At 72.0% G+C, this 25,733-nt stretch carries 23 protein-coding genes; 14 read left to right on the top strand and 9 right to left on the bottom strand.

What is annotated here, in order from left to right; all coding sequences use genetic code 11:
* Nucleotides 1-24: 24 nt before the first annotated feature.
* Both ACIQPT_RS11435 and ACIQPT_RS11430 read left to right on the top strand, forming a co-directional pair.
* Complete coding sequence (locus ACIQPT_RS11435) at nucleotides 25-390, top strand: peptidase inhibitor family I36 protein (RefSeq protein ID WP_401154937.1); 366 nt, start codon at nucleotides 25-27, stop codon at nucleotides 388-390.
* A gap of 122 nt (nucleotides 391-512) precedes the next feature.
* Nucleotides 513-1,457 carry a hypothetical protein gene (locus tag ACIQPT_RS11430; RefSeq protein WP_401154935.1) on the top strand — a complete coding sequence of 315 codons (945 nt, stop codon included), beginning with the start codon at nucleotides 513-515 and terminating at the stop codon, nucleotides 1,455-1,457.
* 22 nt (nucleotides 1,458-1,479) lie between these two features.
* Here the strand turns inward: ACIQPT_RS11430 and glnA are convergent, their stop codons facing one another.
* Nucleotides 1,480-2,841 carry a type I glutamate--ammonia ligase gene (gene glnA / locus ACIQPT_RS11425; protein WP_003969536.1) on the bottom strand — a complete coding sequence of 454 codons (1,362 nt, stop codon included), beginning with the start codon at nucleotides 2,839-2,841 and terminating at the stop codon, nucleotides 1,480-1,482.
* 290 nt (nucleotides 2,842-3,131) lie between these two features.
* Here glnA and ACIQPT_RS11420 point away from each other — a divergent pair, with 290 nt between their 5' ends.
* The 6 genes from ACIQPT_RS11420 (at nucleotide 3,132) to ACIQPT_RS11395 (ending at nucleotide 9,262) form a co-directional block, all read left to right on the top strand.
* The gene (locus ACIQPT_RS11420; protein ID WP_401154932.1) at nucleotides 3,132-3,824 is read left to right on the top strand and encodes a DUF3105 domain-containing protein; all 693 of its coding nucleotides are present in this window, start codon (nucleotides 3,132-3,134) and stop codon (nucleotides 3,822-3,824) included.
* 56 nt (nucleotides 3,825-3,880) lie between these two features.
* Nucleotides 3,881-4,624 carry a DUF305 domain-containing protein gene (locus ACIQPT_RS11415; RefSeq protein WP_401155161.1) on the top strand — a complete coding sequence of 248 codons (744 nt, stop codon included), beginning with the start codon at nucleotides 3,881-3,883 and terminating at the stop codon, nucleotides 4,622-4,624.
* A gap of 159 nt (nucleotides 4,625-4,783) precedes the next feature.
* The gene (locus tag ACIQPT_RS11410) at nucleotides 4,784-5,209 is read left to right on the top strand and encodes a CBS domain-containing protein (protein ID WP_401154930.1); all 426 of its coding nucleotides are present in this window, start codon (nucleotides 4,784-4,786) and stop codon (nucleotides 5,207-5,209) included.
* A 73-nt stretch (nucleotides 5,210-5,282) separates the two neighbouring features.
* Nucleotides 5,283-5,747 (top strand): hypothetical protein, encoded by a 465-nt coding sequence (locus ACIQPT_RS11405; RefSeq protein WP_401154928.1) that lies wholly within the window; start codon nucleotides 5,283-5,285, stop codon nucleotides 5,745-5,747.
* Between the two features lie 69 nt (nucleotides 5,748-5,816).
* Nucleotides 5,817-7,385: a multicopper oxidase family protein gene (locus tag ACIQPT_RS11400; protein WP_401154926.1), complete on the top strand. Its 1,569-nt coding sequence runs from the start codon at nucleotides 5,817-5,819 to the stop codon at nucleotides 7,383-7,385.
* Nucleotides 7,386-7,507: 122 nt separating this feature from the next.
* Entirely contained in the window at nucleotides 7,508-9,262 is a 1,755-nt protein-coding gene (locus ACIQPT_RS11395) for an NAD+ synthase (protein ID WP_401154924.1), read from the top strand.
* A 114-nt stretch (nucleotides 9,263-9,376) separates the two neighbouring features.
* On the opposite strand, the gene ACIQPT_RS11390 is transcribed toward ACIQPT_RS11395, so the two are convergent.
* The 4 genes from ACIQPT_RS11390 to ACIQPT_RS11375 form a co-directional block, all read right to left on the bottom strand.
* A complete protein-coding gene (locus ACIQPT_RS11390; RefSeq protein WP_401154922.1) occupies nucleotides 9,377-10,627 on the bottom strand; it encodes an MFS transporter in 1,251 nt (416 codons plus the stop codon).
* Nucleotides 10,628-10,803: 176 nt separating this feature from the next.
* Nucleotides 10,804-11,829, bottom strand: coding sequence for an endonuclease/exonuclease/phosphatase family protein (locus ACIQPT_RS11385; RefSeq protein WP_401154921.1), 1,026 nt, complete (start codon nucleotides 11,827-11,829; stop codon nucleotides 10,804-10,806).
* A 203-nt stretch (nucleotides 11,830-12,032) separates the two neighbouring features.
* On the bottom strand, nucleotides 12,033-12,707 hold the full coding sequence (locus ACIQPT_RS11380; protein ID WP_401154920.1) for a TetR/AcrR family transcriptional regulator: 675 nt from the start codon (nucleotides 12,705-12,707) through the stop codon (nucleotides 12,033-12,035).
* A 175-nt stretch (nucleotides 12,708-12,882) separates the two neighbouring features.
* Nucleotides 12,883-14,520: a DHA2 family efflux MFS transporter permease subunit gene (locus ACIQPT_RS11375; RefSeq protein ID WP_401154918.1), complete on the bottom strand. Its 1,638-nt coding sequence runs from the start codon at nucleotides 14,518-14,520 to the stop codon at nucleotides 12,883-12,885.
* A gap of 186 nt (nucleotides 14,521-14,706) precedes the next feature.
* Between ACIQPT_RS11375 and panB the strand changes: the two genes are divergently transcribed.
* From panB to ACIQPT_RS11360, 3 genes are all read left to right on the top strand, one after another.
* On the top strand, nucleotides 14,707-15,609 hold the full coding sequence (gene panB, locus ACIQPT_RS11370; RefSeq protein ID WP_401154916.1) for a 3-methyl-2-oxobutanoate hydroxymethyltransferase: 903 nt from the start codon (nucleotides 14,707-14,709) through the stop codon (nucleotides 15,607-15,609).
* Between the two features lie 172 nt (nucleotides 15,610-15,781).
* Nucleotides 15,782-16,795, top strand: coding sequence for an ATP-binding cassette domain-containing protein (locus tag ACIQPT_RS11365; RefSeq protein ID WP_401154914.1), 1,014 nt, complete (start codon nucleotides 15,782-15,784; stop codon nucleotides 16,793-16,795).
* On the top strand, nucleotides 16,792-17,652 hold the full coding sequence (locus ACIQPT_RS11360; protein ID WP_401154912.1) for an ABC transporter permease: 861 nt from the start codon (nucleotides 16,792-16,794) through the stop codon (nucleotides 17,650-17,652). Before ACIQPT_RS11365 ends, ACIQPT_RS11360 begins: the two co-directional genes overlap by 4 nt.
* 11 nt (nucleotides 17,653-17,663) lie before the next feature.
* Here ACIQPT_RS11360 and ACIQPT_RS11355 read toward each other — a convergent pair whose 3' ends face one another.
* Nucleotides 17,664-21,092, bottom strand: coding sequence for an AfsR/SARP family transcriptional regulator (locus tag ACIQPT_RS11355; RefSeq protein WP_401154910.1), 3,429 nt, complete (start codon nucleotides 21,090-21,092; stop codon nucleotides 17,664-17,666).
* Between the two features lie 183 nt (nucleotides 21,093-21,275).
* On the opposite strand from ACIQPT_RS11355, the gene ACIQPT_RS11350 reads away from it, so the two are divergent.
* Nucleotides 21,276-22,082, top strand: a complete 807-nt coding sequence (locus tag ACIQPT_RS11350) for a site-2 protease family protein (RefSeq protein ID WP_401154908.1) — start codon at nucleotides 21,276-21,278, stop codon at nucleotides 22,080-22,082.
* A gap of 13 nt (nucleotides 22,083-22,095) precedes the next feature.
* Here ACIQPT_RS11350 and ACIQPT_RS11345 read toward each other — a convergent pair whose 3' ends face one another.
* A complete protein-coding gene (locus ACIQPT_RS11345; RefSeq protein WP_401154906.1) occupies nucleotides 22,096-22,278 on the bottom strand; it encodes a hypothetical protein in 183 nt (60 codons plus the stop codon).
* 101 nt (nucleotides 22,279-22,379) lie between these two features.
* Nucleotides 22,380-23,090, bottom strand: coding sequence for an NADPH-dependent F420 reductase (gene npdG, locus ACIQPT_RS11340; protein ID WP_401154904.1), 711 nt, complete (start codon nucleotides 23,088-23,090; stop codon nucleotides 22,380-22,382).
* Between the two features lie 139 nt (nucleotides 23,091-23,229).
* Between npdG and ACIQPT_RS11335 the strand changes: the two genes are divergently transcribed.
* Both ACIQPT_RS11335 and ACIQPT_RS11330 read left to right on the top strand, forming a co-directional pair.
* Complete coding sequence (locus ACIQPT_RS11335; RefSeq protein ID WP_401154903.1) at nucleotides 23,230-23,832, top strand: hypothetical protein; 603 nt, start codon at nucleotides 23,230-23,232, stop codon at nucleotides 23,830-23,832.
* Between the two features lie 165 nt (nucleotides 23,833-23,997).
* Entirely contained in the window at nucleotides 23,998-25,311 is a 1,314-nt protein-coding gene (locus ACIQPT_RS11330) for an MFS transporter (RefSeq protein ID WP_401154901.1), read from the top strand.
* Between the two features lie 116 nt (nucleotides 25,312-25,427).
* Here the strand turns inward: ACIQPT_RS11330 and ACIQPT_RS11325 are convergent, their stop codons facing one another.
* Nucleotides 25,428-25,706 (bottom strand): hypothetical protein, encoded by a 279-nt coding sequence (locus tag ACIQPT_RS11325; protein WP_401154900.1) that lies wholly within the window; start codon nucleotides 25,704-25,706, stop codon nucleotides 25,428-25,430.
* Nucleotides 25,707-25,733 lie beyond the last annotated feature (27 nt).

The following is a 25,733-nucleotide window of genomic DNA, read 5'->3' as shown; positions in this document are numbered from 1 at the left end:
CAGGGACCCAGAAAGGTATTTCACATGCGCTTCACCCGAATTGCCGTCGTCGCTTCCACGCTCGCCCTCGCAGGGGGCGGAATGGTGGCCACGGCCGGCTCGGCCCAGGCCGCGAGGTCGGACTGCCCCAAGACCTACCTGTGCTCGTGGGCCGTCCCGGCCTTCGCGGGCACTCCCGGAAAGGTGGCGGGCAACAACACCAACCTGCGCCAGTACACCAAGTTCGCCAATTCCCGCTCCATGTACAACAACGGGTCGAGCTGTAGCGTGCGCGTCTGGTCGGGGACCTCCCAGACCGGCTCCTCCCTCGTGTTCAAAATCGGCTACTTCATGAACGAGACAAAGGGCAGCGCCCTCCAGAGGGGCGCGGGCTCGAACCGCTGGTGCTGATCGGTCGCATCCGCTGACCAGGTGGCGCCTGTCCCGGCCGCACGACGAAGGACAACCCGGGACGGGCGCCACCGCACCACCGCACCACCGCACCACCGCACCCAGCATTCCGAGGAGACGGCTTGAAGAACCGGATCGGCGCGACCGTGCTGCTGCTCGTCCTGACCGGCGCCACGACCGCGGCCTGCGGCACCCCCTCCCGAACTGCCGCATCCGGCGCGCAGACGGACGCCCTGGTTCCCTTCGGGAAGTCCGTACCGCATCTGACGGACAGCCAGCAGCGAGGGCTGGACGGGCTGGAGCGCCGGATAGTGGACAGCTGCCTGGCGGACAAGGGCGTCGAGGCCGAGCCGGTGGACGTTCCGCCACCGACCGCCATCAGCGACGAGATGCCCGCCTGGAATCCGTACGGCCTGCTCACCGAGGACTTCGCCGCCAAGGAGGGCTACGGCATCACCGGCCCCGTACTGCGCGGCGAGCCGCCCCTCCAGGGGGAGCCCGACCGGGACACGGGCGACGACGAGAAGGCGTACGACAAGGCGCTGACCGGCACCGAGGCGCACAAGAGGACGGTCCGTCTGCCCACGGGCGAGTCCTTCACCGTCAACACCGACGGATGCCAGTTCCGGGCCGGCGAGGAACTGTACGGCCAGGGCTGGGACCGGCTGATGTACACGTACCAGTTCCTCGCGAACCAGGTGGTCGAGAACGTCGAGCAGGCCGCGGAGGTCAAAGGGGCCAGGAGCCGGTGGGCCTCGTGCATGGCGGATGCCGGTCACCCCGTCTCCGCCGGCTCCTCCGCCCGGGAACCGGTCGAGAAGAGGACGGAGACCGCGAAGGCCCGGGCCGCGAAGGGCGAGAGCACCGACGGGACCGAAGCGTTGCGGGCGGCGGCCCAGTACGAACTCGCCGTGGCACGGAACGACGCCCGCTGCCAGCGGGAGCACGGCCTGCGGAAGGCGGTCTCCGACGCCCAGCGCACGGTCGAGCAGCCCCTCGCCGACAAGCATCGCGCGTCACTGGCCGACTACGCCAAGGCTCTGGACAAGGCCGCCCGGCGGCTCTGAGCCGCCGGGAGACCCGGCCCCGCTACAGCACCGGCAGCAGGTTCTTCAGCTCGAAGGCCGTGACCTCGCTGCGGTACTCCTCCCACTCCTGCTTCTTGTTGCGGAGGAAGAAGTCGAAGACGTGCTCGCCCAGCGTCTCGGCGACCAGTTCGCTCTTCTCCATCAGCGAGATCGCCTCGCCCAGGTTCTGCGGGAGCGGCTCGATGCCCATCGCGCGGCGCTCCGCGTCCGAGAGGGCCCAGACGTCGTCGTCGGCGCCGGCCGGGAGTTCGTAGCCCTCCTCGATGCCCTTGAGGCCCGCGGCGAGCAGGACCGCGTAGGTGAGGTACGGGTTGGCGCCGGAGTCGATGGAGCGGACCTCTACGCGGGCCGAGCCGGTCTTGCCGGGCTTGTACATCGGGACGCGGATGAGGGCGGAGCGGTTGTTGTGGCCCCAGCAGATGTACGAGGGGGCTTCGCCGCCCGCGCCGGCCGCGCGGGACGAGCCGCCCCAGATGCGCTTGTAGGAGTTGACCCACTGGTTGGTGACGGCCGAGATCTCCGCCGCGTGCGTCAGCAGGCCCGCGATGAAGGAGCGGCCCACCTTCGAGAGCTGGTACTCCGCGCCCGACTCGTAGAACGCGTTGCGGTCGCCCTCGAAGAGGGAGAGGTGGGTGTGCATGCCCGAACCCGGGTACTCCGAGAACGGCTTCGGCATGAACGTGGCCTGCACGCCCTGCTCCAGCGCCACCTGCTTCATCACCAGACGGAACGTCATGATGTTGTCCGCCGTCGACAGCGCGTCCGCGTAGCGGAGGTCGATCTCCTGCTGACCCGGGGCGCCCTCGTGGTGGCTGAACTCCACCGAGATGCCCATCGATTCCAGCATCGTGATCGCCTGGCGGCGGAAGTCCATGCCCACGTTCTGCGGCGTGTGGTCGAAGTAGCCCGAGCTGTCCGCCGGGGTCGGGCGGGTGCCGTCGACCGGCTTGTTCTTCAGCAGGAAGAACTCGATCTCGGGGTGGGTGTAGAAGGTGAAGCCCAGGTCGGACGTCTTGGCGAGGATCCGCTTGAGGACATAGCGGGGGTCCGCGAAGGACGGGGAGCCGTCCGGCATCAGGATGTCGCAGAACATCCGCGCGGTGCCCGGGGCTTCCGCGCGCCAGGGCAGGATCTGGAAGGTGCCCGGGTCCGGCTTGGCGATCATGTCCGACTCGTAGACCCGCGCGAAGCCCTCGATCGCCGAGCCGTCGAAGCCGATGCCCTCGTCGAAGGCCTGCTCCAGCTCGGCCGGAGCGACGGCGACGGACTTGAGGAACCCGAGGACGTCGGTGAACCACAGCCGCACGAAGCGGATGTCGCGCTCCTCAAGGGTCCTGAGGACGAATTCCTGCTGCTTGTCCATTGCCACATCCTTGCAGTTCAGACGGTCCGTGCACCACCGCCCGGGGTAGGGGAGACACTGCCAGTATCACGACCCGGGATTTCACCCACATTACGCACTCGGTGTGAGAGGGAGCACTCGGCCACCCACTACGATCGGCGACCGTGGCGCACGGGGGCGGCGACCGGGCGGTCGCCGGCTCTCCCGACTGCTTCCCACCTGCTTCCCGCCTGCTTTCCCGCCCGTCCGCGCGCATCGGTCCACGGACCGTTCCCCCCGCCTCCGGCCCCTTCGCAGAAGGACTCGACGACATGAGTTTCGATCCCCGGTACGCCCAGCCCCAGGCCCCCGACCCCCGCGCCCGCTCCACCCGCAACCGGGCTGTCGCCATAGGGGTGAGCGCCGCCGTCGTGGCCGGTCTCGTCGCCTTCGGCTCGTACCTGCTGCTGGAGAACTCCGAGGCGAACGAGAAGTCCGACGACGCCTCCTCGGCCCAGGACGGCAAGCATCCGGACGGGCACGGCGACTCCCACGGCGACGCCAAGGGCGGCGCCATCGAGGGGCTGAAGTCCTGGGACGCCGCGAAGCTCGGCCGCCAGCACGTGGCCGGCCCGGTCGACTATCCGATGAAGCCCCCGGTCGGCGGTGACCACAACCAGTCCTGGATGAACTGCGACGGCGACGTATACGAAAGGGCCCTCCCGGACGTCAACGCCGTGCACTCCCTGGAGCACGGCGCGGTCTGGGTCACGTACAACGGCACGGCCGCCGACGCGGAGGTCTCCAAGCTTGCCGAGCGCGTCAAGAAGACCCCGTTCACGCTGATGAGCCCGTACGCCGGCCAGGAGGGCGCGATCATGCTCAGTGCCTGGGGCAAGCAGGTCACCGTGGACTCCGCCGACGACAAGCGGGTGGACCAGTTCCTCGCCCAGTACGTCCAGGGCGCGCAGACGCCCGAGCCCGGCGCACCCTGCACCGGCGGGCTGGCGACGGTGCCGCAGTGACGGGCCAGGAGGTGACGGACGAGCCGACAGCCGTGGACCACGACCCCCACACGCTCGTGGAGCGGCGGAGGACCCGGCGTGTCCGCCGGGCCGCCGGGGCCGCCGTCGCCCTCGCCCTGCTCTTCGCGGGGGCTGCCACCGTCGCCTCCGCGCGCGGCGACGGGGACGGGGACGGAGACGGGCGGGGGAACTCCCGTGTTCCTGCCGCCTCGTCCGCCGACGCCGGGTTCGCCCGGGACATGGCCGTCCACCATCAGCAGGCCGTCGAGATGTCCTTCATCGTCCGCGACCGCACGGACGACGAGGACGTACGCCGTCTCGCCTACGACATCGCCAACACCCAGGCCAACCAGCGCGGCATGCTGCTCGGCTGGCTCGATCTGTGGGAGCTGCCCAAGGTCGCCCCGGGCGGGGAACCGCCCATGGCCTGGATGGCCCATGCGGATACCGAAGGGCACGGTGGGCATGGCGCGGGCGGTGCCGAGGCCGGTGCCAAGGCCGGTGACGAGGCCGGTGACGAGGCCGGTGACGGTGACGATGGGGTGCTCATGGCGGGCATGGCCAGTCGCTCCGAGCTGGAGCGGCTCGGGCGGCTCGACGGCGAGCAGGCCGAGGTGTTCTTCCTCCAGTTGATGACGGACCACCACAAGGGCGGCGTCGCCATGGCCGAGGCCTGTGCGTCGCTGTGCTCGGTCCCGGCCGAGCAGCGGCTCGCCCGGGGCATGGTCGAGGGCCAGCGGTCCGAGCTGGGGCTGATGCGGGACATGCTGGCCGAGCGGGACGCCGCGCCTCGGTCCTGAGCCGGGCCGGGTCCCGGCAGAGCGCATGCGTCAGCTTTCGTCCTTCCGTCGGCGCACCCGAACGGGTGATTGCGGTCGCGCGGCCGCGGCGGGCCGATGACGATGGGTTGCGCTCGGGGCCGTACGGCAGTGCCATCGGCACGCAGGAGGAAATCCCCCATGACAACCGCCAAGGACATCATGCACAGCGGGGCCCGCTGGATCCCGGCCCACGAGACGCTCGACCGTGCGGCGCAGCTGATGCGCGAGCACAACGTGGGCGCGCTGCCCGTCTCCGCCAACGGTGACTCGGACCGGATGGTCGGCATCATCACCGACCGCGACATCGTCGTCGACTGTGTGGCCAAGGGGCACGACCCGGCGAAGATCACGGCGGGCGATCTCGCGCAGGGCACGCCCCGCTGGATCGAGGCGGAGGCCGATGTGAACGCGGTCCTGGAGGAGATGCAGACCCACCGCATCCGCCGGCTGCCCGTCGTCGAGAACAAGAAGCTCGTCGGCATGATCAGCGAGGCCGACCTCGCGCAGCATCTCACCGAGGAGCAGATCGCGGGCTGGGCCGAGAAGGTCTACTCCCGCGGCTGACCGGCTCCGTGCGCGGGCGAACGGTGCCGGGCCGCCGTTCGCCCGTATACCCGCCGGGGGTAGGGTGACCCGCATGGCGGGCACGGCGCGGAGCGGCAGCGGGACGTACGGGCGGCTGATGCTGTTCGCCGCCCTGCTGTTCGGCATCGTCACCATGCATACGGTCGGGCATCCGGCGGAGCACGGTGACGCGTCCTCGCCCGCCACCGCTGTCGCCGCCGTCGAGCACATGGCCCAGGTCTCGGGCCCGGCTCAGGTCCTGGCCGCCGCCGTCACCGGCTCGTCCCACCCGCCGGCGCACGACTCCCCCGGCCCCGACGACCCCATGAGCGGCATGAGCGGCATGGATCCGCTCTCCGTCTGTCTCGCCGTCCTCGGCGTCTGGGGCCTCGCCCTCGTCGGCGCCCGGCTGCTCGGACTGCGCGCCGATGGGCGACCGCTCGTTACGCCGGTGGGCGCGGGGCTGCCGCGGGCTCCTCGGCCGGTCCCGCCGCCCCGGATATCGGTGCTCGCCAGCGTTTCGGTGCTGCGTATTTAGGAGTGGGCGTTTCACCTCCGCTCTCCCCCAGTGACACCAGCTCCACAGATCTTCAGAGGTGTATTCGGCATGCCCACGCAACCCACTCGACGCGCCGTGCTCGGCGCCGCTCTCGCCGTCGCCGGCACGGGAGCCCTCGCCGCCTGTTCCGACGGCGGCAGCGGCCACGGCGGTACGCACTCCCCCGGCGGGGCGCAGGACTCCGGTACGTACGTCTCCCCCGGCGGCAAGGAGGTCGAGGCGGCCGAGGCGGCGCGCGGGTCCGGGCCCGTACGCGAGGTCTCCCTCACCGCCACCCGTGCCCGGCTCGACCTCGGCGGCGGGCGGACCGTCGCCTCCTGGGCGTACGGGGACCGGCTGCCCGGGCGCGAGGTGCGGGTGACGGCGGGCGACACGCTCGCGCTGACCCTCGCAAACCATCTGCCGGAGCCCACCTCCCTGCACTGGCACGGCCTCGCCCTGCGCAACGACATGGACGGGGTCCCCGGGCTGACCCAGCGGGACATCGCGGCGGGGGCCGGCTTCGCCTACCGGTTCGCCGTGCCGCATCCGGGGACGTACTGGTTCCACCCGCACTCCGGCGTCCAGCAGGACCGGGGGCTGTACGCGCCGCTGATCGTCGAGGATCCGAAGGAGCCGTTGGCGTACGACAAGGAGTGGGTCGTCGTCCTCGACGACTGGGTGGACGGGGTGGAGGGGTCGACGCCCGATGCCGTCCTCGACGAGCTGTCCGGGGGCATGGGCGGCGGGATGGATCACGGCGCGCACACCATGTCGGGCGAGGACGGCCAGGACGACGGCGGGCCCTCCCGGATGATGATGGGCGCCACCAGTGAGCTGCTCGGTGGCGACGCGGGTGATGTGGCCTATCCGTACTACCTGGTCAACGGGCGGGTGCCGGAGGATCCGTCCACCTTCTCCGCGCGGCCCGGTGACCGGATCCGGCTGCGGATCATCAACGCCGGTGGCGACACCGCCTTCCGGGTCGCACTCGGCGGGCACCGGATGACCGTGACGCACACCGACGGGTTCCCGGTCCGGCACACCACGGGGGACGCGCTGCTGCTGGGGATGGGCGAGCGGTACGACGTCCTCGTCACCGCCGGGGACGGGGTCTTCCCGCTGACCGCCCTGGCGGAAGGGAAGAAGGCGTCGGCGCTCGCCGTGCTGCGGACCGGGAGCGGGGGCGCGCCCACCGCCTCCGTACGACCCGAGGAGCTGGACGGGAAGCTGGTGGAGGCGGGGCGGCTGGTCCCGGACCCGTCGGTGGCGCTGCCGGCCCGTGCGCCGGACCGGACGATCCGGATGCGGCTCACGGGCGGAATGGCGCGGTACGACTGGGCCTTCGACGGACAGCCGTACAGCGCGAAGCAGCGGCGGCCGGTCGAGGCGGGCGAGCGGGTGCGGGTCGTCTTCGACAACGGGACGGCCATGTGGCATCCCCTCCATCTGCACGGGCACACCTTCGCGCTGGCGGGGAACGCCGCCGGGGCCCGTAAGGACACCGCGATCGTGCTGCCGCACCGGTCGCTGACCGTGGAGTTCGACGCCGACAACCCGGGGCTGTGGATGGTCCACTGCCACAACGTCTACCACGCGGAGGCGGGGATGATGACGGTCCTCGGGTACCGGGCCTGACTCTCGCGTCCCTGCGGGTCGGGGCCGGATGGGCGGCCCTGACCTGCTGTTTCGGTGGGGCCGGGCAGATTTTGCCCGGCCCGCCGGGACATCGCGTCAGAAAGACGATTACACTGGCGGACGTGCCTCAACTACGCCTCGCACTGAATCAGATCGACTCGACCGTCGGCGACCTCGCCGGCAACTCCGAGGCGATCGTCCACTGGACCCGGCACGCCGCCGAGCAGGGCGCCCACCTGGTGGCGTTCCCCGAGATGGTGCTGACCGGATACCCCGTCGAGGACCTGGCCCTGCGGTCGTCCTTCGTCGAGGCCTCGCGACAGGCGCTGCGCGCGCTGGCCGCCCGGCTCGACGCGGAGGGCTTCGGCGAACTGCCGGTCGTCGTCGGCTACCTGGACCGCTCCGAGCACGCCGCGGCGCGCTACGGGCAGCCGGCCGGTTCCCCGCGCAACGCCGCCGCCGTGCTGCACCGCGGCGGGATCGCGCTCAACTTCGCCAAGCACCACCTGCCGAACTACGGGGTGTTCGACGAGTTCCGGTACTTCGTGCCGGGCGACTCGATGCCCGTCGTCCGGATCCGCGGTGTCGATGTGGCCCTCGCGATCTGCGAGGACCTGTGGCAGGACGGCGGGCGTGTCCCGGCCGCCCGCGCTGCCGGGGCCGGGCTGCTGCTGTCGATCAACGCCTCGCCGTACGAGCGGGACAAGGACGACACCCGGCTGGAGCTGGTCCGCAAGCGGGCCCAGGAGGCCGGCTGCACGACGGCCTATCTGGCGATGATCGGCGGCCAGGACGAGCTGGTCTTCGACGGCGACTCGATCGTCGTCGACAAGGAGGGCGAGGTCATCGCCCGCGCCCCGCAGTTCTCCGAGGGCAGCGTGATCCTCGATCTGGAGCTGCCCGCCGCCGAGGCCGTGGCGCCGTCGGGGGTGGTGGCCGACGGGCTGCGCATCGACCATGTGGTGCTGTCCGACCGGCCCGTGGACGCGTACGAGCCGGAGCTCGCGGGCGGGTACGCGGAGCGGCTGGAGGACGACGAGGAGATCTACTCCGCGCTGGTCGTCGGACTGCGCGCGTACGCCGCGAAGAACGGTTTCAGCAGTGTGCTGATCGGGCTCTCCGGCGGGATCGACTCGGCGATCTGCGCGGCCATCGCCTGCGACGCGCTGGGTGCGCAGAACGTGTACGGCGTCTCGATGCCGTCGAAGTACTCCTCGGACCACTCCAAGGGCGACGCGGCCGAGCTGGCGCGGCGGACGGGGCTCAACTTCCGTACGGTGTCGATCGCGCCGATGTTCGACGCGTACATGGAGTCGTTGCAGCTCACCGGGCTGGCCGAGGAGAACCTCCAGGCGCGGCTGCGGGGTACGACGCTGATGGCCATCTCCAACCAGGAGGGGCAGATCGTGCTGGCGCCGGGCAACAAGTCGGAGTTGGCGGTCGGTTACTCCACGCTGTACGGGGACGCGGTCGGCGCGTACGGGCCGATCAAGGACGTCTACAAGTCGTCGGTCTTCCGGCTGGCGAAGTGGCGCAACCGGGCCGCCGAGGAGCGCGGGCAGACCCCGCCGATCCCGGAGGCCTCGATCACCAAGCCGCCGAGCGCGGAGCTGCGGCCGGGGCAGGTCGACACGGACTCGCTGCCGGACTACGAGGTCCTGGACGCGATCCTGGAGATGTACGTCGACCGGGACCAGGGGCTGGATGCCATCGTGGCGGCCGGGTTCGACGCGGAGCTGGTGGCGAAGACGCTGCGGATGGTGGATACCGCCGAGTACAAGCGGCGGCAGTATCCGCCGGGGACGAAGATCTCGCCCAAGGGGTTCGGGAAGGACCGGCGGTTGCCGATCACGAACCGGTGGCGCGAGTCGTCTTAGCCGGGTTGGCGGTCACCGGGGGCGTCCGGTGGCCGCTTCGTCCTCAAACGCCGGACGGGCTGGGTGTGCGGCCACCCATGGCTGCCTGGCCCGTCCAGCGCATCGGTTCCGTCCTCAAACGCCGGACGGGCTGGAAGGGGTGCCGGACGGGCTGGAAACGGGCGCCCGGTCCGTGCCGTGCGAAGCCGTGGATGCGCCCATGACCACCCGCGACGCCCTTCCCTCGCCCCGGTCCAAATAGCCCGCCGTTGCCGCGATCGCCAGGCCCGCCACCGCCAGCACCGCGCCCACGAACGCCGGGGACGTCCAGCCCCAGCCTGCCGCGATGGCCACGCCGCCCAGCCAGGCGCCGCCCGCGTTGGCCAGGTTGAACGCGGAGTGGTTGGAGGCGGAGGCCAGGGTCGGGGCGTCCTTCGCCTTGTTCATCACCAGCATCTGGAGCGGGGTCGTCGTCATGAAGCCGACGCCGCCCAGCAGCACCACCATCACCAGCGCCGCCCACTGCACGTGCACCACGAACGGGAAGACCACCAGGACCACCGCGAGCGCGCCGAGCGATCCGTAGAGGGTCGGGCGCAGCGCCCGGTCCGTGAGGGGGCCGGCCGCCAGGGCGCCCAGCGTCATCCCGATGCCGAAGAGGGCCAGGACCAGGGTGACGGAGGATTCGCCGAAGCCCATCGCCTCGGTGGTCATCGCCGAGAGGTACGAGTACACCGCGAAGACCCCGGCGAAGCCGAAGACCGCGGTGAGCAGGCCGAGGAGCACCTGACGGTTGCCGAGGGCGCGGAGTTCGCGGCGTACGTCCTGGTGCGCCTCGACCGGGATGCGGGGCACCAGGCGGGCCAGGGCCGCCATCGCGGCGAGGCCGATCGCCGCGACCACGAGGAACGTGGCCCGCCAGCCGAGGTGCTGGCCGAGCAGGGTCGCCGCGGGGACGCCGACGATGTTGGCGACCGTCAGGCCGAGGAACATCGTCGCCACCGCGCGCGCCTGGCGGCCCTCGGAGACCAGCCGGGCGGCCACGACCGCGCCGACGCCGAAGAACGCGCCGTGCGGCAGACCGGCGAGGAAGCGGCCCGCGATCAGCCAGCCGAAGTCCGGGGCGAGCGCGGAGGCCAGGTTGCCGACGGTGAACAGCGCCATCAGGAGCAGGAGCATCCGCTTGCGCGGGACCCGCGAGCCGAGGCCGGTGAGGAGCGGGGCGCCGAGGACGACGCCGATCGCGTACGCCGACACGAGGTATCCGGCGGTGGGCACGGACGTCCCGAGGTCGTCCGCCACGTTGGGCAGCAGCCCCATCATGACGAACTCCGTCGTGCCTATGCCGAAGGCGCTCACGGCCAGGGCGAGGAGAGCCAGGGGCATGGGGAGGGAACCTTTCACGATCACACGGGACAGGGGCAGAACGAAGAGCCGTCGCCTCGGCGGGGACGCCGGGCGACGGCTGAGTCTTCTTTATGTATGCGACTGGAACAAATTGTCGCAGACGTTTTATGCCGCGAGGTGAACGGGCGGTTGCGCGACCGTGGTCGTGGTCATCGTCACAGCTCCACGCGGGCCGCGATCGGGAGGTGGTCGCTGTCGGTCGCCGCGAGCGTCCAGGAGGACAGCGGCTCGACGCCCTTGACCATGATCTGGTCGATCCGGGCCATCGGGAACGAGGCGGGCCAGCTGAAGCCGAAGCCGTCGCCCGCCGCGCCCTGGGTGGAGCGCATCTGGGAGGTGACCGCGTTCAGCGAGCGGTCGTTCATCGTGCCGTTCAGGTCGCCGAGCAGGACGACGCGCTTCACCGGTTCGTCGGCGATGGCCTCGCCGAGCGCGTCGGCGCTGTTGTCCCGCTGGTTGGCGGTGAACCCGGCGTGGAGCTTCACGCGGACGGACGGCAGATGGGCCACGTACACCGCGACCTGGCCCTGTGGGGTCTCGACCGTGGAGCGCATCGCCCGGGTCCAGCCCATCTTGATGTCGACCGGCCTGGTGTTGCTGAGCGGATACTTGCTCCACAGCCCGACGGTGCCCTGGACCGAGTGGTACGGGTAGCGGTCGGCCAGCGACTTCTCGTACGTGGAGACCTGCCGGCCCGGGAGTTCCTGGAGGGCCACGACGTCCGCCCCGGAACCGGCGACCTGCTGGGCGGTGCCGTCGGGGTCGGGGTTGCCGGCGTTGACGTTGTGGGTGGCGACGGTGAGGTCGCCGCCGCCGCCGGACTTGTCGGTGAGCAGACCGCCGAACACGTTGAGCCAGACCACTACGGGCAGCAGCAGCGCGATCAGCGCGGTCGCGGAGCGTCGCACCAGGCCCAGGATCAGCAGCACCGGGACGAAGAGCGCGACCCACGGCAGGAACGTCTCGATGAGGCTGCCGAGGTTGCCGAGCCGGTTGGGGATCTGCGCGTGGACGACCATCAGCAGGGTCAGCAGCACCGAGCAGAGGGCCAGCACGATCCCCCGCCGCCAGATGCCCCGGTCGGACGTCAGTCTGTCCCGCAGGCCCCGGAAGCGGGATCCGTCGGCCCCCGGCTGCTCCGCGCTGCCGTTGCCCGTGTCCGCTCCGTACGCCTGCACCATCGCGCTGTCCTCACTGCCTTGCCCTGCACATCGCCGCGCTCCCGACCCTAGGTGATGGGCGGCGCCTTTCCCTCCGTCGACCTACCGGCCTGCTGCCCGGCGCCCGACGACCGTACGGAGATCCCGTACGGAGAGCAGGACGTCGAAGGCGGGACGACGGGTTCCGGTCTGGGGCCGGCAAGAGGGGCCTTGTGACGAAACGATCACACTCGTCCGGGGGCGAGTCCCCCCAGCAGGGCGGCGATGACGCGGTCCACGAGGTCCTCGGGGAGCGGCGCGTCGGGGCGGTGCACCGTGCGGACGAGCATGGGGCCGACGAGGAGGTCGTCCATCAGCTCCACATCGAGGTCGTCGCGCAGTTCCCCGGCGGCGACGGCACGCCGCACCGCCTCCAGCATCGCGACCCGCCGGGGGGCGATCACCGTGCCGAAGTACTCCTCCCACAGCTTCGGATGGCTCTTCATCTGGGCGAAGATATTGACCAGGAGCACCGAGGAGCGCTGGGCGAGGCCCCGGGTGCGCATCGATTCCAGCATCACGCGCACGTCGGCGAGTCCGGCGGTGCCGGAGACGGGCGGGTCGGTGGGCTCCATGTCGCGTACGACGTCGACGAAGAGCTCCTCCTTTCCGCTCCAGCGCCGGTAGATCGTGGCCTTGCCGACGCCCGCCGTGCGCGCGATGCGCTCGATGGAGAGGCCCGCCAGCGGCTCGCCCGCCTCCAGGAGGGCGATCACGGCGTCCAGGATCGCCCGTTCCGCCGCGGCGGAACGGGGCCGTCCGCGGCGCGGCTCCGGATCCGCCGCCCCGACCGGCGGCTCGCACCCGTCCCGTGCCCCGCACCGGTCCCGCTCGCCGTCCTGGCCTTGCTGGCCTTGCACCTGAAGCCGCCTCTCGCCGCGCCGACGCGTCGTCGTCGTCGTTCCTCAGTACGTCCGTCGCACGTCCGCCGTACGTCCGTCGTACGCGCTTCTGCCGTTCCTCGTACGTACGTCGTCCCGATTCTCGCCGACGCCGGGGGCCCGGAGCGACGGACCTCACCTGTTCGTCAGCGGCTCAGCGGCTCAGCGGTTCCTCCGCGGGTCGTTCCTTCGCGGGCTGTCCGTCCGCGGGCCGGGCTTCCCCGGGGGCCTTCGTCGCCGCAGGGGTCCGGCCGGGCAGGAACAGGCCGACGACGACCGCGCCGATCAGGGCGACGGCAGCCGAGCCGAGCGCGGTCACGTGCATGGCGCTGATGAACGCGTCGTTGGCGGCGGCGACCAGTGGCTTTCCGGCCACCGGGCCGAGCTTCTCGGCGACGCCGAGCGTGGCCTCGATGGACTCCCCCGCCACATCCCTGACCCCGGCCGGGACCGCCCCGAGGTGGCCCTCGATGTCGCCCCGGTAGACGGTGGAGAGCACCGAGCCGAGGACCGCGATCCCGAGGGCTCCGCCGACCTGGCGGAAGGTGTTGTTGATGGCGGATCCGGAACCGGCCTTCTCCCGGGGCAGCGCCTGCATCACGGCGACGGTGACGGGCGGCATGATGTGCGCCATCCCGGTGCCCTGGACGAAGAAGACGAGGCACATCACCCACACCGGCGTACCGGCGTCGAACAGGGCGAACGAGGCGAGTCCGGCGGCGACGAGCAGCATGCCCACCGTGCAGACCGCGCGGGCGCCGAAGCGGTCGACGACCAGCCGGGCCCGGGGCGCGAAGATCATCTGGGCGGCGGCGAGCGGAACGATCAGCAGGCCCGACTCCAGGGCGGTGTAGCCGCGCACGCTCTGGAGGTAGAAGGCGGAGAAGAAGGTCACGCCCATGAGCGCGAAGAAGACCAGCGCGATGGCGGCGACGGCGGCGGAGAACGCGGGCTTCCTGAAGTACGTGATGTCGATCGCCGGGTGGCTGCTGCGCTTCTCGTGCCAGACGAATCCGGCCAGGACGAGGAGCCCGCCGACGATGGCGAGGAGAACGGTGGTGTCGGTGAAGTCGGCCAGCTCGCCGCCCCGGATGATCCCGTACACCAGCAGGACCAGGCCCACGATGGACAGGGCGACGCCCACCGGGTCGACCTTGCCGGGCTTCGGGTCGCGGGAGTCCGGGACCAGGATCGCCATGGCGACCAGGGCGATCACGACCACGGGGACGTTCACCAGGAAGATCGAGCCCCACCAGAAGTGCTCCAGGAGCAGTCCGCCGGTGATCGGGCCGATGGCGATGCCGAGCCCGACGCTGCCCGCCCAGATGCCGATGGCCTTGGGCTGCTCGTCGCGCTCGAAGACGTTCATCAGGACGGCGAGGGTGGCGGGCATCACGAAGGCCGCGCCGAATCCCATCAGCGCCCGCCAGGTGATGAGCTCACCGGGCGAGGCGGAGAAGGCGGCCAGCGCGGAGCCGACGCCGAAGACCAGGATCCCGGCGAGGAGGACCTTCTTGCGGCCGATGCGGTCGCCGAGCAGGCCGGCGGTGAACAGGAGCCCGGCGAAGACGAGCGTGTAGGAGTTGATCGCCCACTCCAGCTCACTCTGGGTGGCGCCGATGCCGGTGGGTGCGGGGGAGGCGATCGTCTTGACCGCGACGTTCAGGATCGAGTTGTCCAGCACCACGATGAGCAGGCTGAACATGAGGACGGTGAGGATCCACCAGCGGCGGCGGTGGATCGCCTCGGGAACACGGGGCACGGCGGCGGGAGCGCCGGACGGTATGGACATGCGGACGATCCTAACCTCATTTCGATACGAGACCGTCTCGTATTGTTAAAGCTTTCTCCATGGCCGACGGGGCCGACGAGGCCGACAGTGCGGGCCCACTTCCCGAGCGGCGGGGCGGGATGCCACCATGGAAGGGATCCGGGGACGCCGTCAGGGCGCCTCGAGATGACGAAGGAGCCGTTGGCCATGTCGCTTCAGGCTGCGCAGAACCAGTCCTCCCCCGCGGGCGCGTCCGCTTCCCCCGCTGGGCCGTCCCCCGACAGCAGCAAGGCGCTGTACGGAGGGAAGTCCACCCGCCGCATCACCGTCCACGACATCGCCGCCGCCACCGAGCGCGGCGAGAAGTGGCCCATGCTCACCGCCTACGACGCGATGACCGCGTCCGTCTTCGACGAGGCCGGGATCCCGGTCATGCTCGTCGGGGACTCGATGGGCAATGTCCACCTCGGCTACGAGACCACCGTGCCCGTCACGATGGACGAGATCGCCATGCTGTCCGCCGCCGTCGTACGGGGCACCAAGCGCGCCCTGATCGTCGCCGACCTGCCCTTCGGCTCGTACCAGGAAGGGCCCGTCCAGGCGCTGCGCAACGCCACCCGGCTGATCAAGGACGCGGGCGTCGGCGCGGTCAAGCTGGAGGGCGGCGAGCGGTCCCACGAGCAGATCCGGCTGCTGGTCGAGTCCGGTATCCCGGTCATGGGCCACATCGGCCTGACCCCGCAGTCCGTCAACGCGATGGGCTACCGGGTCCAGGGCCGCGGCGAGGAGGCCGCCCAGCAGCTGCTGCGCGACGCCAAGGCCGTCCAGGACGCGGGCGCGTTCGCCGTCGTGCTGGAGCTGGTGCCCGCCGAGCTGGCCGCCGAGGTCACCCGTACGCTGCACATCCCGACCGTCGGCATCGGCGCCGGTTCCGCGACCGACGCGCAGGTGCTGGTCTACACCGACATGGTCGGGCTGACCGGCGGCAAGGTGCCGCGCTTCACCAAGCAGTACGCGAACCTGCGGCAGGTCCTCGGCGACGCGGCGAAGGAGTTCGCGGACGAGGTCGTCGGCGGCACGTTCCCGGCGCCGGAGCACACCTTCCACTGACCCACCCGGTCGCCGCCGCTCTTCTACAGCGGCACCCACCGACCATTTCCCGCACCACCGACAGCCCGCCGACATCCCCCATCGGCGGGCTGTCGCCCGCGCGGCGGCCGGTGCCGGGCCGTGTCGGCGGTCTGTCGGTGGGCTGTCGGTGGGCGCTGGTCTGCTGGTGGGCATGGAACGAATCGACAAGAACCCCAGCAGCGGCCGGAACGCCGTCGAGGTGCGGGGGCTGGTCAAGCACTACGGCGAGACCAAAGCACTGGACGGCGTGGACCTCGATGTCCGCGAAGGCACCGTCCTCGGTGTGCTCGGCCCCAACGGCGCCGGCAAGACCACCCTCGTACGCTGCCTGTCCACCCTGATCACCCCGGACGCCGGACGCGCGGTCGTCGCGGGCTACGACGTGGTGAAGCAGCCCCGGCAGCTCCGCCGCACCATCGGCCTGACCGGGCAGTACGCCTCCGTCGACGAGAAGCTCTCCGGCTGGGAGAACCTCTACATGATCGGGCGGCTGCTCGATCTGCCCCGCAAGAAGGCGCGGGCCCGCGCGGATGAGCTGCTGGAGCGGTTCTCGCTCACCGAGGCGGCCAAGCGGGCCTGCATGGAGTACTCCGGCGGGATGCGCCGCCGGCTCGACCTGGCCGCCTCCATGATCGGCAGCCCCGCCGTGCTCTACCTGGACGAGCCGACGACCGGCCTGGACCCCCGGACCCGTAACGAGGTCTGGGACGAGGTGCAGCGGATGGTCGCCGAGGGCGCGACCGTCCTGCTGACCACCCAGTACATGGAGGAGGCGGAGCAGCTCGCCAAGGAGCTCACCGTCATCGACCGCGGGAAGATCATCGCCCGGGGCGGGGTCGACGAGCTGAAGGCGAAGGTCGGCGGACGCACCCTCCAGATCCGGCCCTCGGACCCGGCGGAGCTGGCCGCGATGGCGCAGGCGATCCGGGAGGCCGGGCTCGACGGCATCGCCGGGGCGCAGGCCGTGCCGGACGAGGGACTGCTGTACGTGCCGATCCTCAGCGACGAGCAGCTCACCGCCGTCATCGGGCTGCTGGGCGTCCGGGGCTTCTCCCTCGCCCATGTCGCGACGGCCCTGCCCAGTCTCGACGAGGTCTTCCTCGCGATCACCGGCGACAAGGCCACTCCCCTCTCCGACCAGACTCCCCAGGAGGTCGCCGCATGAGCACCACGACACTGACCCCGGCCCCCGTCGGGTCCGCGGGCACCGGCCCGTCGAAGGCCGCGGTCGCCGAGGAGGGCCGGATCGGGCCGCGGGCCAACCTGCGGCACATCGGGGCTCTGGCGCGGCGCAATCTGCTCCAGATCAAGAAGGACCCGGAGTCGATGTTCGACGTCCTTCTGATGCCGATCATCTTCACGCTGCTGTTCGTGTACGTCTTCGGCGGCTCGGTCGGCGCCAGCCTCGGCGGGGACCGGCAGGTCTACCTGAACTATCTGATCCCGGGACTGATGGCGATGATGGGCATGAACATCGCCATGGCCGTCGGCACCGGGGTCAACGACGACTTCCGCAAGGGCGTCATGGACCGGTTCCGGACGATGCCGATCGCCCGCTCCTCGGTGCTGATCGCCAAGATCGTGGTCGAGCTGGGCCGGATGATGGTCGCCATCGCCATCCTGCTCGCGATGGGCTTCGCCCTCGGCATGACGCTGGGCACATCCGTGTTCGGACTCCTGGCGGCCGTCGCGCTGGCGGCCGTGTTCGGCGCCGCCATCATGTGGATCTTCATCCTGCTCGGGCTGTCCATGAAGACGGCCCAGTCGGTCCAGGGAATGGGAATGCTGGTGCTGATGCCCCTGCAGTTCGGCTCCTCGATCTTCGTCCCGACCCAGACCATGCCGGGCTGGCTCCAGGCCTTCACCGACTACAACCCGCTGTCCAACCTGGCGGACGCGGTGCGGGGTCTGATGAGCGGCGGCCCGGTCGCCCACTCGGTCTGGCTGACCCTCGCCTGGGCGGCGGGCATCACGCTGGTGATGGCCCCGCTGGCGGTGTCCAAGTTCCGCAAGAAGGCCTGAGCGAAGGACCGTTACGCCGGCGGGTCCCGCCGGTACGTCTCCGCCAGGGCGATGGCCTCGTCGAGGGTGAGGCCATCGCCCTGCTCGTACGCCGCCGTGTACGCCGCGTCGTCGTCGAACCGTGCCCGGACGGCCTTCTCCGCGAGCACCAGATTGCGGGCCTCCATCACGCTCGGCACATGCCCCTTCGGCAGAAGGGCCGCCTGGAGCGCCAGCAGCCGGGCGGCGTCCTTCGCCGCGTCGGCGTCGCCGAATCCGGCGAGCGCCTGGGCGATGGCCGTCAGATGGGCCGAGGGCATCTGCGGGGCCACCATCATCGACAGCGGCTCCCGCGCGGCGGTCAGCGCGGTCAGCGCGTTGTCGAGGGCGGAGGCGTGGTCGCCGTCGAGGTTGTCCAGCCAGGCCAGCACGCCGTAGACGAAGCCGCCGAAGATGGCGACATCGCGCGACCTGAAATCCATCCGGACCAGCTCCGCCTGCTCGCGGGCCTCGTCCACCCGCCCCTGGAGCCCGAGGACGAAGACCAGGTGCATACGGGCCATCGGCGTCGCCTCGTGGCCCGACTGCCGGCTGTTCTCAGTGACGTCGCGCAGGATCGCCTCGGCCTCCGGGAGACGGTCGAGCTCAATGAGGGCGCCGGCGTACCGGGCGCGCAACAGCCCCACCTGGCTCTGGGCGCCGATCTTCTGCGCGTACTCCACGGCGGCCCGGTAGTCGTCCAGGGCCGCCAGGAACTCACCGGCCCGCTCATTGGCCTCGCCCCGCGCCGAGAGCGCCTCGGCGGCGCCCCAGTCGTCGCCCAGCCGGGTGTAGATCTCCAGGCTCTCGTCGGCGTCGGCGCGGGCGTCCGCCACCAGCTCGGGGCTGTTGGCCAGGAGGTTGGCCCGGGTGTGGAGCGCGGAGCCCAGCTCCCACTCGTCGCCGAGGCCCCGGGAGACCCGGACCGTCTCGTCGAGCACCGTGTACAGCTGGTCCAGATCGCCGGTGAGCATGATCGCGAACAGCCAGAACGTTCCGGGCAGCCGGCAGGTCTGCGGCATGCCGGGCCGGTAGGTGTCCGCGATGATCCTCAGGCGCGCCTTCCCCGCCGGGGTCGACCAGACGCCGATCGCGTCGTCCACACCGGCCAGCTGGATCAGGGACACCCCGCGCCGCGCCTCCGCGAGCTGCTCGTCGTCCATCGGCGGCGGCCGGTCGGTGGCCCGCTCCGACAGCGAGGGGGCCCGGACGCCGGGCGCGGCGAAGGGGTCGGGGCCGAGCGAGGCGGCGGACTCACCCCACTGGCGGGCGTCCGAGCGCAGATCGCGCAGCATCCAGTACCAGGCCATCGACAGCACGATGCACAGCGCCTCGTGCTCGTCCCGTACGGCGACGGCGTGGCGGAGCGCGGTGCGCAGGTTCTCGTACTCCCGCTGGAAGACCGCGATGGCCGCCCGCTGTCCGCTGCCGCGCACCTTCGGTCCGGTGATCCGGGCCAGCTCGCGGTAGTGGGTCAGATGGCGGCGTTCCACCGCCTCCCGTTCGACGGCCTCGTCGAGACGCTCGGCGGCGTACTCGCCGACCGTCTCCAGCAGCCGGTAGCGCATCTCCTCGTCGTCGCCGGGCGCGGCGACGACGAGGGACTTGTCGACGAGGGAGCCGAGCAGGGGCGCGACGTCCAGAGCGTCCACGGTGACGCCGTCGGCCGGTGCGGGCAGGGCGCAGACCTCCTCGGCGGCCGCCAGCGAGCAGCCGCCGGCGAAGACGGACAGGCGGCGCAGCACGGCGCGTTCGGCGGCGTCGAGCAGGTCCCAGGACCAGTCGACGACGGCGCGCAGGGTCTGCTGGCGGGGCAGCACGGTCCGGCTGCCGCTGGTGAGGAGGCGGAATCGGTCGTCCAGCCGGTCGGCGATCTGGCGCGGGGTGAGCATCCGCAGCCGGGCGGCGGCCAGTTCGATGGCGAGCGGCAGCCCGTCCAGGCGTCGGCAGATCTCGGCGCAGGCGGCCGCGGTCGCCTCGTCCGCGTCGGTACGGAAGCCGGGGCGGGCGGCGGCCCCGCGCTCGGCGAGCAGACGCAGCGCCATCGGGTCGGGCAGCGGCTCGACGGGGCGGACGAACTCGCCCGGTACGCCGAGGGGTTCGCGGCTGGTGGCGAGGACGGTGAGCTGGGGGCACCGGGTCAGCAGATGGTCGGTGAGGGCGGCGGCCGCCCCGACGACGTGCTCGCAGTTGTCCAGCAGGAGCAGCATCCGGCGCGGGGCGCAGTGCTCGGTGAGGCGTACGAGGGGGTCGGCGCCGGTGCGGTCGGTGGCCCGCAGCTCCTCGGCCCCAGCCCCGCGCAGCACGGTCTCCCGGGCGCCGAGTGCCGTCAGGACGGCTTCGGGCACGATGTCCGGGTCGTCGACGGGGGCCAGTTCGGCGAGCCAGACGCCGTCGGGCCAGGCCTCGGCGGCGGCCTCCGCGGCCTCCTGGGACAACCGGGTCTTTCCGGCGCCGCCGGGGCCCAGCAGGGTGACGAGCCGGGCGCGGCCGAGGTCCTCGCGCAGGGTGGCGATATCGGTGTCGCGGCCGACGAAGCTGGTGAGCCGGGCGCGGAGGTTGCCGTGGGCGGGCGGGGTCTTCGGGGAGGATCCCGCACCGGTGTCGGGCGCGTTCCCCGGGACAGGCACGGGGACGGGCGCCGGAGCGGTCTCCGGGACAGGCATCGGGACGGGCGGGGCCGGGGGCTTCGGTCCGGCCGGTTCCTGATGGAGGAGCTCGGCGTGCAGGGCACGCAGGGCCGGGCCGGGGGCCGTGCCGAGGCGGTCGTCGAGCAGGGTGCGGACCTCCTCGTACGCGGCCAGCGCCTCGGCGGGGCGTCCGGCGTCCCGCAGGGCCCTGATGCGCAGGGCCTGGAGCGGTTCGTCGAGCGGGTGCGCGTCGCAGAGCGCGGCCAGCTCCGGCAGCGCCGCCCCGGGGTTCCCGACGGCGAGGAGAGCGCCGAGCCCGGCCCGCCGCGCGTCGAGCCTGCGGGCCTCCCAGCGGGACGCGGTCGCCGCCCGGTCGGGCAGATCGGCCAGGGCGGGCCCGTTCCACAGGGCGAGGGCCTCCCCCAGGAGGACGAGGGCGCCCGAAGCGTCGCCGTCCTCCAGGGCCCGGCTCCCCTCCCCCGTCAGCCGCTCGAAGCGGTGCAGGTCCACGGCGTCCGGCGGGGCGGCGAGCCGATAGCCGCCCGCCACGGACTCGACGGCACTCCGGCCCAGGGCCCGCCGCAGCCGCCCGACGAGGGCCTGGAGGGCGCCGGGCGCGTCGGCGGGCGGGTCGCCGTCCCACACCTCGTCGACGAGGACCCCGGCCGGGACGGTCCGTCCGGGGCTCAGCGCGAGAACGGTGAGCAGGGCACGCAGCCGCGCCCCGCCGAGGGCGACGGCCGTGCCGTCGTCGCGGAGTGCCCGGGTGGTGCCGAGGATGCAGTAGCGCACGGGCCCATTGTCCGTGACGGGGCGGGGAGCGGTGTTGACAGGGGGGAACTCCGTCGCCGGTCCCCGACGTTCCCGCCCTGCCGGAACCGTACGAACCGTGGGAACCGTACGATCGGCCTTCCCGGCCCCGCGCCCTGTGCCTCACCCCGTCCCCTCCCGTCCCGCCCCAGGAGTCGAGTGCCGATGATCACCGCAGCCAAACGCGGAGACCGGCGGATCAGCCCGGTCTTCCTCGGCATCGCCGCTGTCACCGCGGTCGCGGGCTGGGCGGTGTGGACAGGTTTCGCGGACGCCACCGGCTTCGCGGTCTTCCTGTTCGTCACCGGGGCCTGGATCGTCTCACTCTGTCTCCACGAGTACGCGCACGCCCGTACCGCGCTGCACAGCGGCGATACCTCAGTCGGCGCAAAAGGGTATTTGACACTCAATCCGCTCGCCTATACCCACGCGCTGCTCAGCATCGTGCTCCCGGTCCTCTTCGTGATCATGGGCGGGATCGGGCTGCCCGGCGGCGCGGTGTACATCGAGCGCGGCCGGATCCACGGCCGGTGGAAGCACAGCCTGATCTCGGCGGCGGGCCCGCTGACCAACGTGGCGTTCGCGATCATCTGTACGGCCCCGTTCTGGCTGGACGCGCTCGACGGGGTGCCGGTCGCCTTCCGGTACGCGCTGGCGTTCCTGGCGATGCTCCAGGTGACGGCGGCGATCCTGAACTCTCTGCCGATCCCGGGTCTGGACGGCTACGGGGTGATCGAGCCCTGGCTCTCGTACAGGATCCGGCGTCAGGTGGAGCCGATCGCGCCGTTCGGGCTGATCGCGGTGTTCGCGATCCTGTGGATCCCCGAGGTGAACATCGTGTTCTTCGACGCGATCCACGCGCTGCTGCGCGGGCTCGGCGTCGAGGAGTACCAGCGGTACTGCGGTTATGACCTCTACCGCTTCTGGCGGGGCCTCTTCGACGAGCAGGATCCGGGCTGCGCGGTCACGTAAGGGGGGCGGGGGCTCAGCCCGCTTCGGCGGCGACGGCCAGCCGGTGCCTGCGGACGTAGAACCAGGTCATGTTCGACGAGAGCCCCGCGATGAGCACCCAGACGATCCCGAGCAGGCTGCCCTGGGCGAAGGAGACCACGGCCGCCACGACGGCGAGGACGCAGACGACGAGGGCGTAGAGAGCGATGCGGGGCATGGGGGTCGACTCCTGTCGGGAACGGGTCGCGGTCCCGTCCAGTGTCCCCCATGCCCCGTTGTGCCCTGCCCCGGGGAGCGCTCCCGGGCGGCGTGGCCCGGTCAGACGTCGGTGGTGCGCAGCCCGGCGTGGGCCTTGTAGCGGCGGTTGACCGAGATCAGGTTGGCGACCAGCGACTCGACCTGGTGGGCGTTGCGCAGCCGGCCCGCGAAGATGCCCCGCATCCCGGGGATCCGGCCGGCCAGCGCCTGCACGAGGTCCGTGTCGGCCCGGGCCTCGCCCAGGACCAGCACGTCGGTGTCGATCTCCTCGATGGACTCGTCCTGGAGCAGCACGGCCGAGAGGTGGTGGAAGGCGGCGGTGACCCGGGAGTCCGGCAGCAGGGCGGCGGCCTGTTCGGCGGCGCTGCCCTCCTCCGGCTTGAGGGCGTAGGCGCCCTTCTTGTCGAAGCCGAGCGGGTTGACGCAGTCGATGACGAGCTTGCCCGCGAGTTCCTCGCGCAGGGATGCGAGCGTCTTGGCGTGGCCGTCCCACGGCACGGCGACGATCACGATGTCGCTGCGCCGGGCGCACTCCGCGTTGTCCGCGCCCTCGACGCCGAAGCCCAGCTCGGCCGCCGCCTGTTCGGCGCGGGCCGCGTCCCGGGAGCCGAGGGTGACCTTCTGTCCGGCGCGGGCGAGCCGGTAGGCGAGGCCGCGCCCCTGCGGGCCGGTCCCGCCGAGCACGCCGACGCTCAGGCCGGAGACGTCGGGAAGGTCCCAGGGGTCCTTGGCAGGGGGCTTGGGCGCGCTGCCGCTGTCCTGTGTAGTCATGCGCCGACCCTACTGCCAGGTAGGCCCCGGGAAGCCGCCGCCGGGGGCCCCGGTTCCGCTCGCCGCGCGGTCCTCCGTTCGGGTGAGGGAGCGGCCGGCGGGCCCGCCGGGGCGCGCCGTCGGGGCAGGATGCCGGGCCATGGATGCCGTACGTGTCGCCCTGCTCCGCGATGTGCTGGCCGGGACCCGGTGGCCGCAGGACGCCCGCCGGTTCGCGCTGGCGCTGCGCGGCTCCGTCGTCCCCCGGGGCGGCGGTCTGCTGCTGGCGGGGACCGAGGCGTACGAGCCGTGGCATCTGGCGGCCCATCTGTCCGACGAGTCCGCCTGGTCGGGGCTGCCGGAGCTGGCGCCCGTGCTCGTACGGCACCGGGTGGCGGCGGGCGATCCAGCCCATCTGGCGGTCGGGCCGGCCAGGATCGCGGCGGCGGGGCGGGGCGAGACGCTGCTGCTGGTCGCTCCGGAGCGGCCGGGCGACGAGCTGCTGGAGCGGGTGCACGACGCCCGGCGGGCCGGGGCGCGGGTGCTCACCCTGGACGGCGGCGATCCGGAGGTCGGGGGCCTGGCGCACGAGTCGCTCGTGGTCGCCGGGGACGACGACGTGGACCTGGACATCGTGCAGCACCTGGTGAGCGCGGCGGCCGGGGAGAACGGGCGGCCTCCGGCGCGCGGCCGGCGCACCTTCCGGGACCGGCTCGCCCGGCTGGCCGACCAGCTGACCCAGCCGCCGCCCGCCCGCTGGTAGCGCCCGGACCCGGGCGTACGGGAGTCGCGGGCCCGAGGCGTACGGGAATCGCGGGCCCGAGGCGTACCGGAGTCGCGGGACCGAGGCGTACGGGAATCGCCGTCCCGGGGCGTGCCGGAATATCGGCTTGCCCGGAGCGCCCGGCAGTACGGATCATGGCCCTTCGTGACCTCAGCGCCTCCCCCGCCCTCCCCCCGTTCCTCGCCGTTGTCGGCCCGGTTCCGCGCCCTGCTGCCGGATCTCTCGCCGTGGCGTTCCTCGGCGGACTTCCGGCTGCTGTGGGTCCAGGGCCTGATCACGTACTTCGGCAGCTTCATGGCGCTCATCGCGCTGCCGCTCCAGATCAAGGACCTCACGGGCTCGCCGCTCGCGGTCGGGGCGATGGGCGCGGTGGAGCTGGTGCCGCTGGTGGTCTTCGGGCTGTACGGCGGGGCGCTCGCGGACTCGGTGGACCGCCGCCGGGTCATCCTGCTCACCGAGGCGGGGCTCGGTGTGCTCGCCGCGATCCTGCTGGTGAACGCCCTGCTCCCGGAGCCGCTGCTGTGGCCGCTGTACGTGGTGGCCGGCGGGGTGTCCGCGCTCGCCGGGCTCCAGCGGCCCGCGCTGGACTCGCTGATGGCGCGGATCGTGCCGCACGCCCAGCAGACGGCGGCGGCCGCGCTGAACTCGCTGCGCTGGCAGATCGGGGCCATCGCGGGCCCGGCGCTGGCCGGCCTGGTGGTGGCGTACGCCGGTCACGGCACGGCGTACGGGGTGACGGTGTGCACGTTCGCCGTCTCGGTCGTGCTCTGTCTGCGGCTCTCCCCCGCGCCGCCGGCGCGTGACGCGCAGAAGCCGTCGCTGCGCGGGATCGTCGAGGGGGCGCGGTACGCGTGGAGCCGGCCGGTGCTGCTGGGGACGTACGCGATCGACCTGGCGGCGATGTTCTTCGCCTTCCCGAACACGATCTTCCCGTTCCTGGCGGACGAGCTGGACGCGGAGTGGTCGCTGGGCCTGATGTACGCGGCGGGCTCGGTCGGCTCGCTGGCGCTGGGGCTGACCAGCGGCTGGACGTCACGGGTGCGCAGGCACGGGCTGTTCGTGGTGTTCGGTGCGGCGGCCTGGGGTCTGGCCATCGCCGCGGCGGGCTGGTTCTCCAGCGTGTGGGTGGTGCTGCTCTGCCTGGCCGTGGCGGGGGCGGGCGACATGCTGAGCGGGCTGGGGCGGGCGACCATCTGGAACCAGACGATTCCGGAGGAGCTGCGGGGCCGGCTCGCGGGCATCGAGGTGCTCTCGTACAGCGTCGGCCCGCAGCTGGGTCAGGTACGGGCCGGGGCGATGGCCGGCTGGACGGGGACCAGGTCGGCGATCTGGACGGGTGGGGTGGCGTGTGTGGCGTCGGTGGTGCTGTTGACGGCTGCGCTGCCGAAGTTGGTGCGGTACGACTCGGAGACGGATGAGGATGCGGTGCGGAGGCGGGAGGCCCGGGTGGAGGGGTGACCCGGGGCTCCGCCCCGTACCCCGCTCCTCAAACGCCGGAGGGGCTGAAGGATGTCCTCAAGCGCCGGACGGGCTGGGGTGCGGTCTCGAGCGCCGGAGCGGTGGAAGAGATGTCCTCAATCGCCGGACGGGCTTGAGGTGCCGCCGGACGGGCTCGGGTTGCCCCCGGACGGGCCTGGGTTGTTCTTGTCCTCGTCGTGCCACTTCGGGTCCGTGTCCCACTCCAGGTTGCGGTCGCGGGCCGTGTCCATCGCGTGTTGTGCGGCCTCGCGGGAGGTGTAGGGGCCGAAACGGTTCTGGGCAGGGCACTCCGGGCCCTCCTCGACCTTCTTGTGCTCCAGGCAGTAGTACCATTCGCCCGGTTTGCCGACCGTGCGCTTCTTGAACAGGGCCATCGACGGCTCCTTTCCTCACTGCCATGG

The organism is Streptomyces sp. NPDC091289 (assembly GCF_044757365.1).
GTDB lineage: Bacteria > Actinomycetota > Actinomycetes > Streptomycetales > Streptomycetaceae > Streptomyces.
The sequence above is the reverse complement of the archived record's forward strand: the minus strand, read 5'-3'. Positions and strand labels throughout refer to the sequence as shown.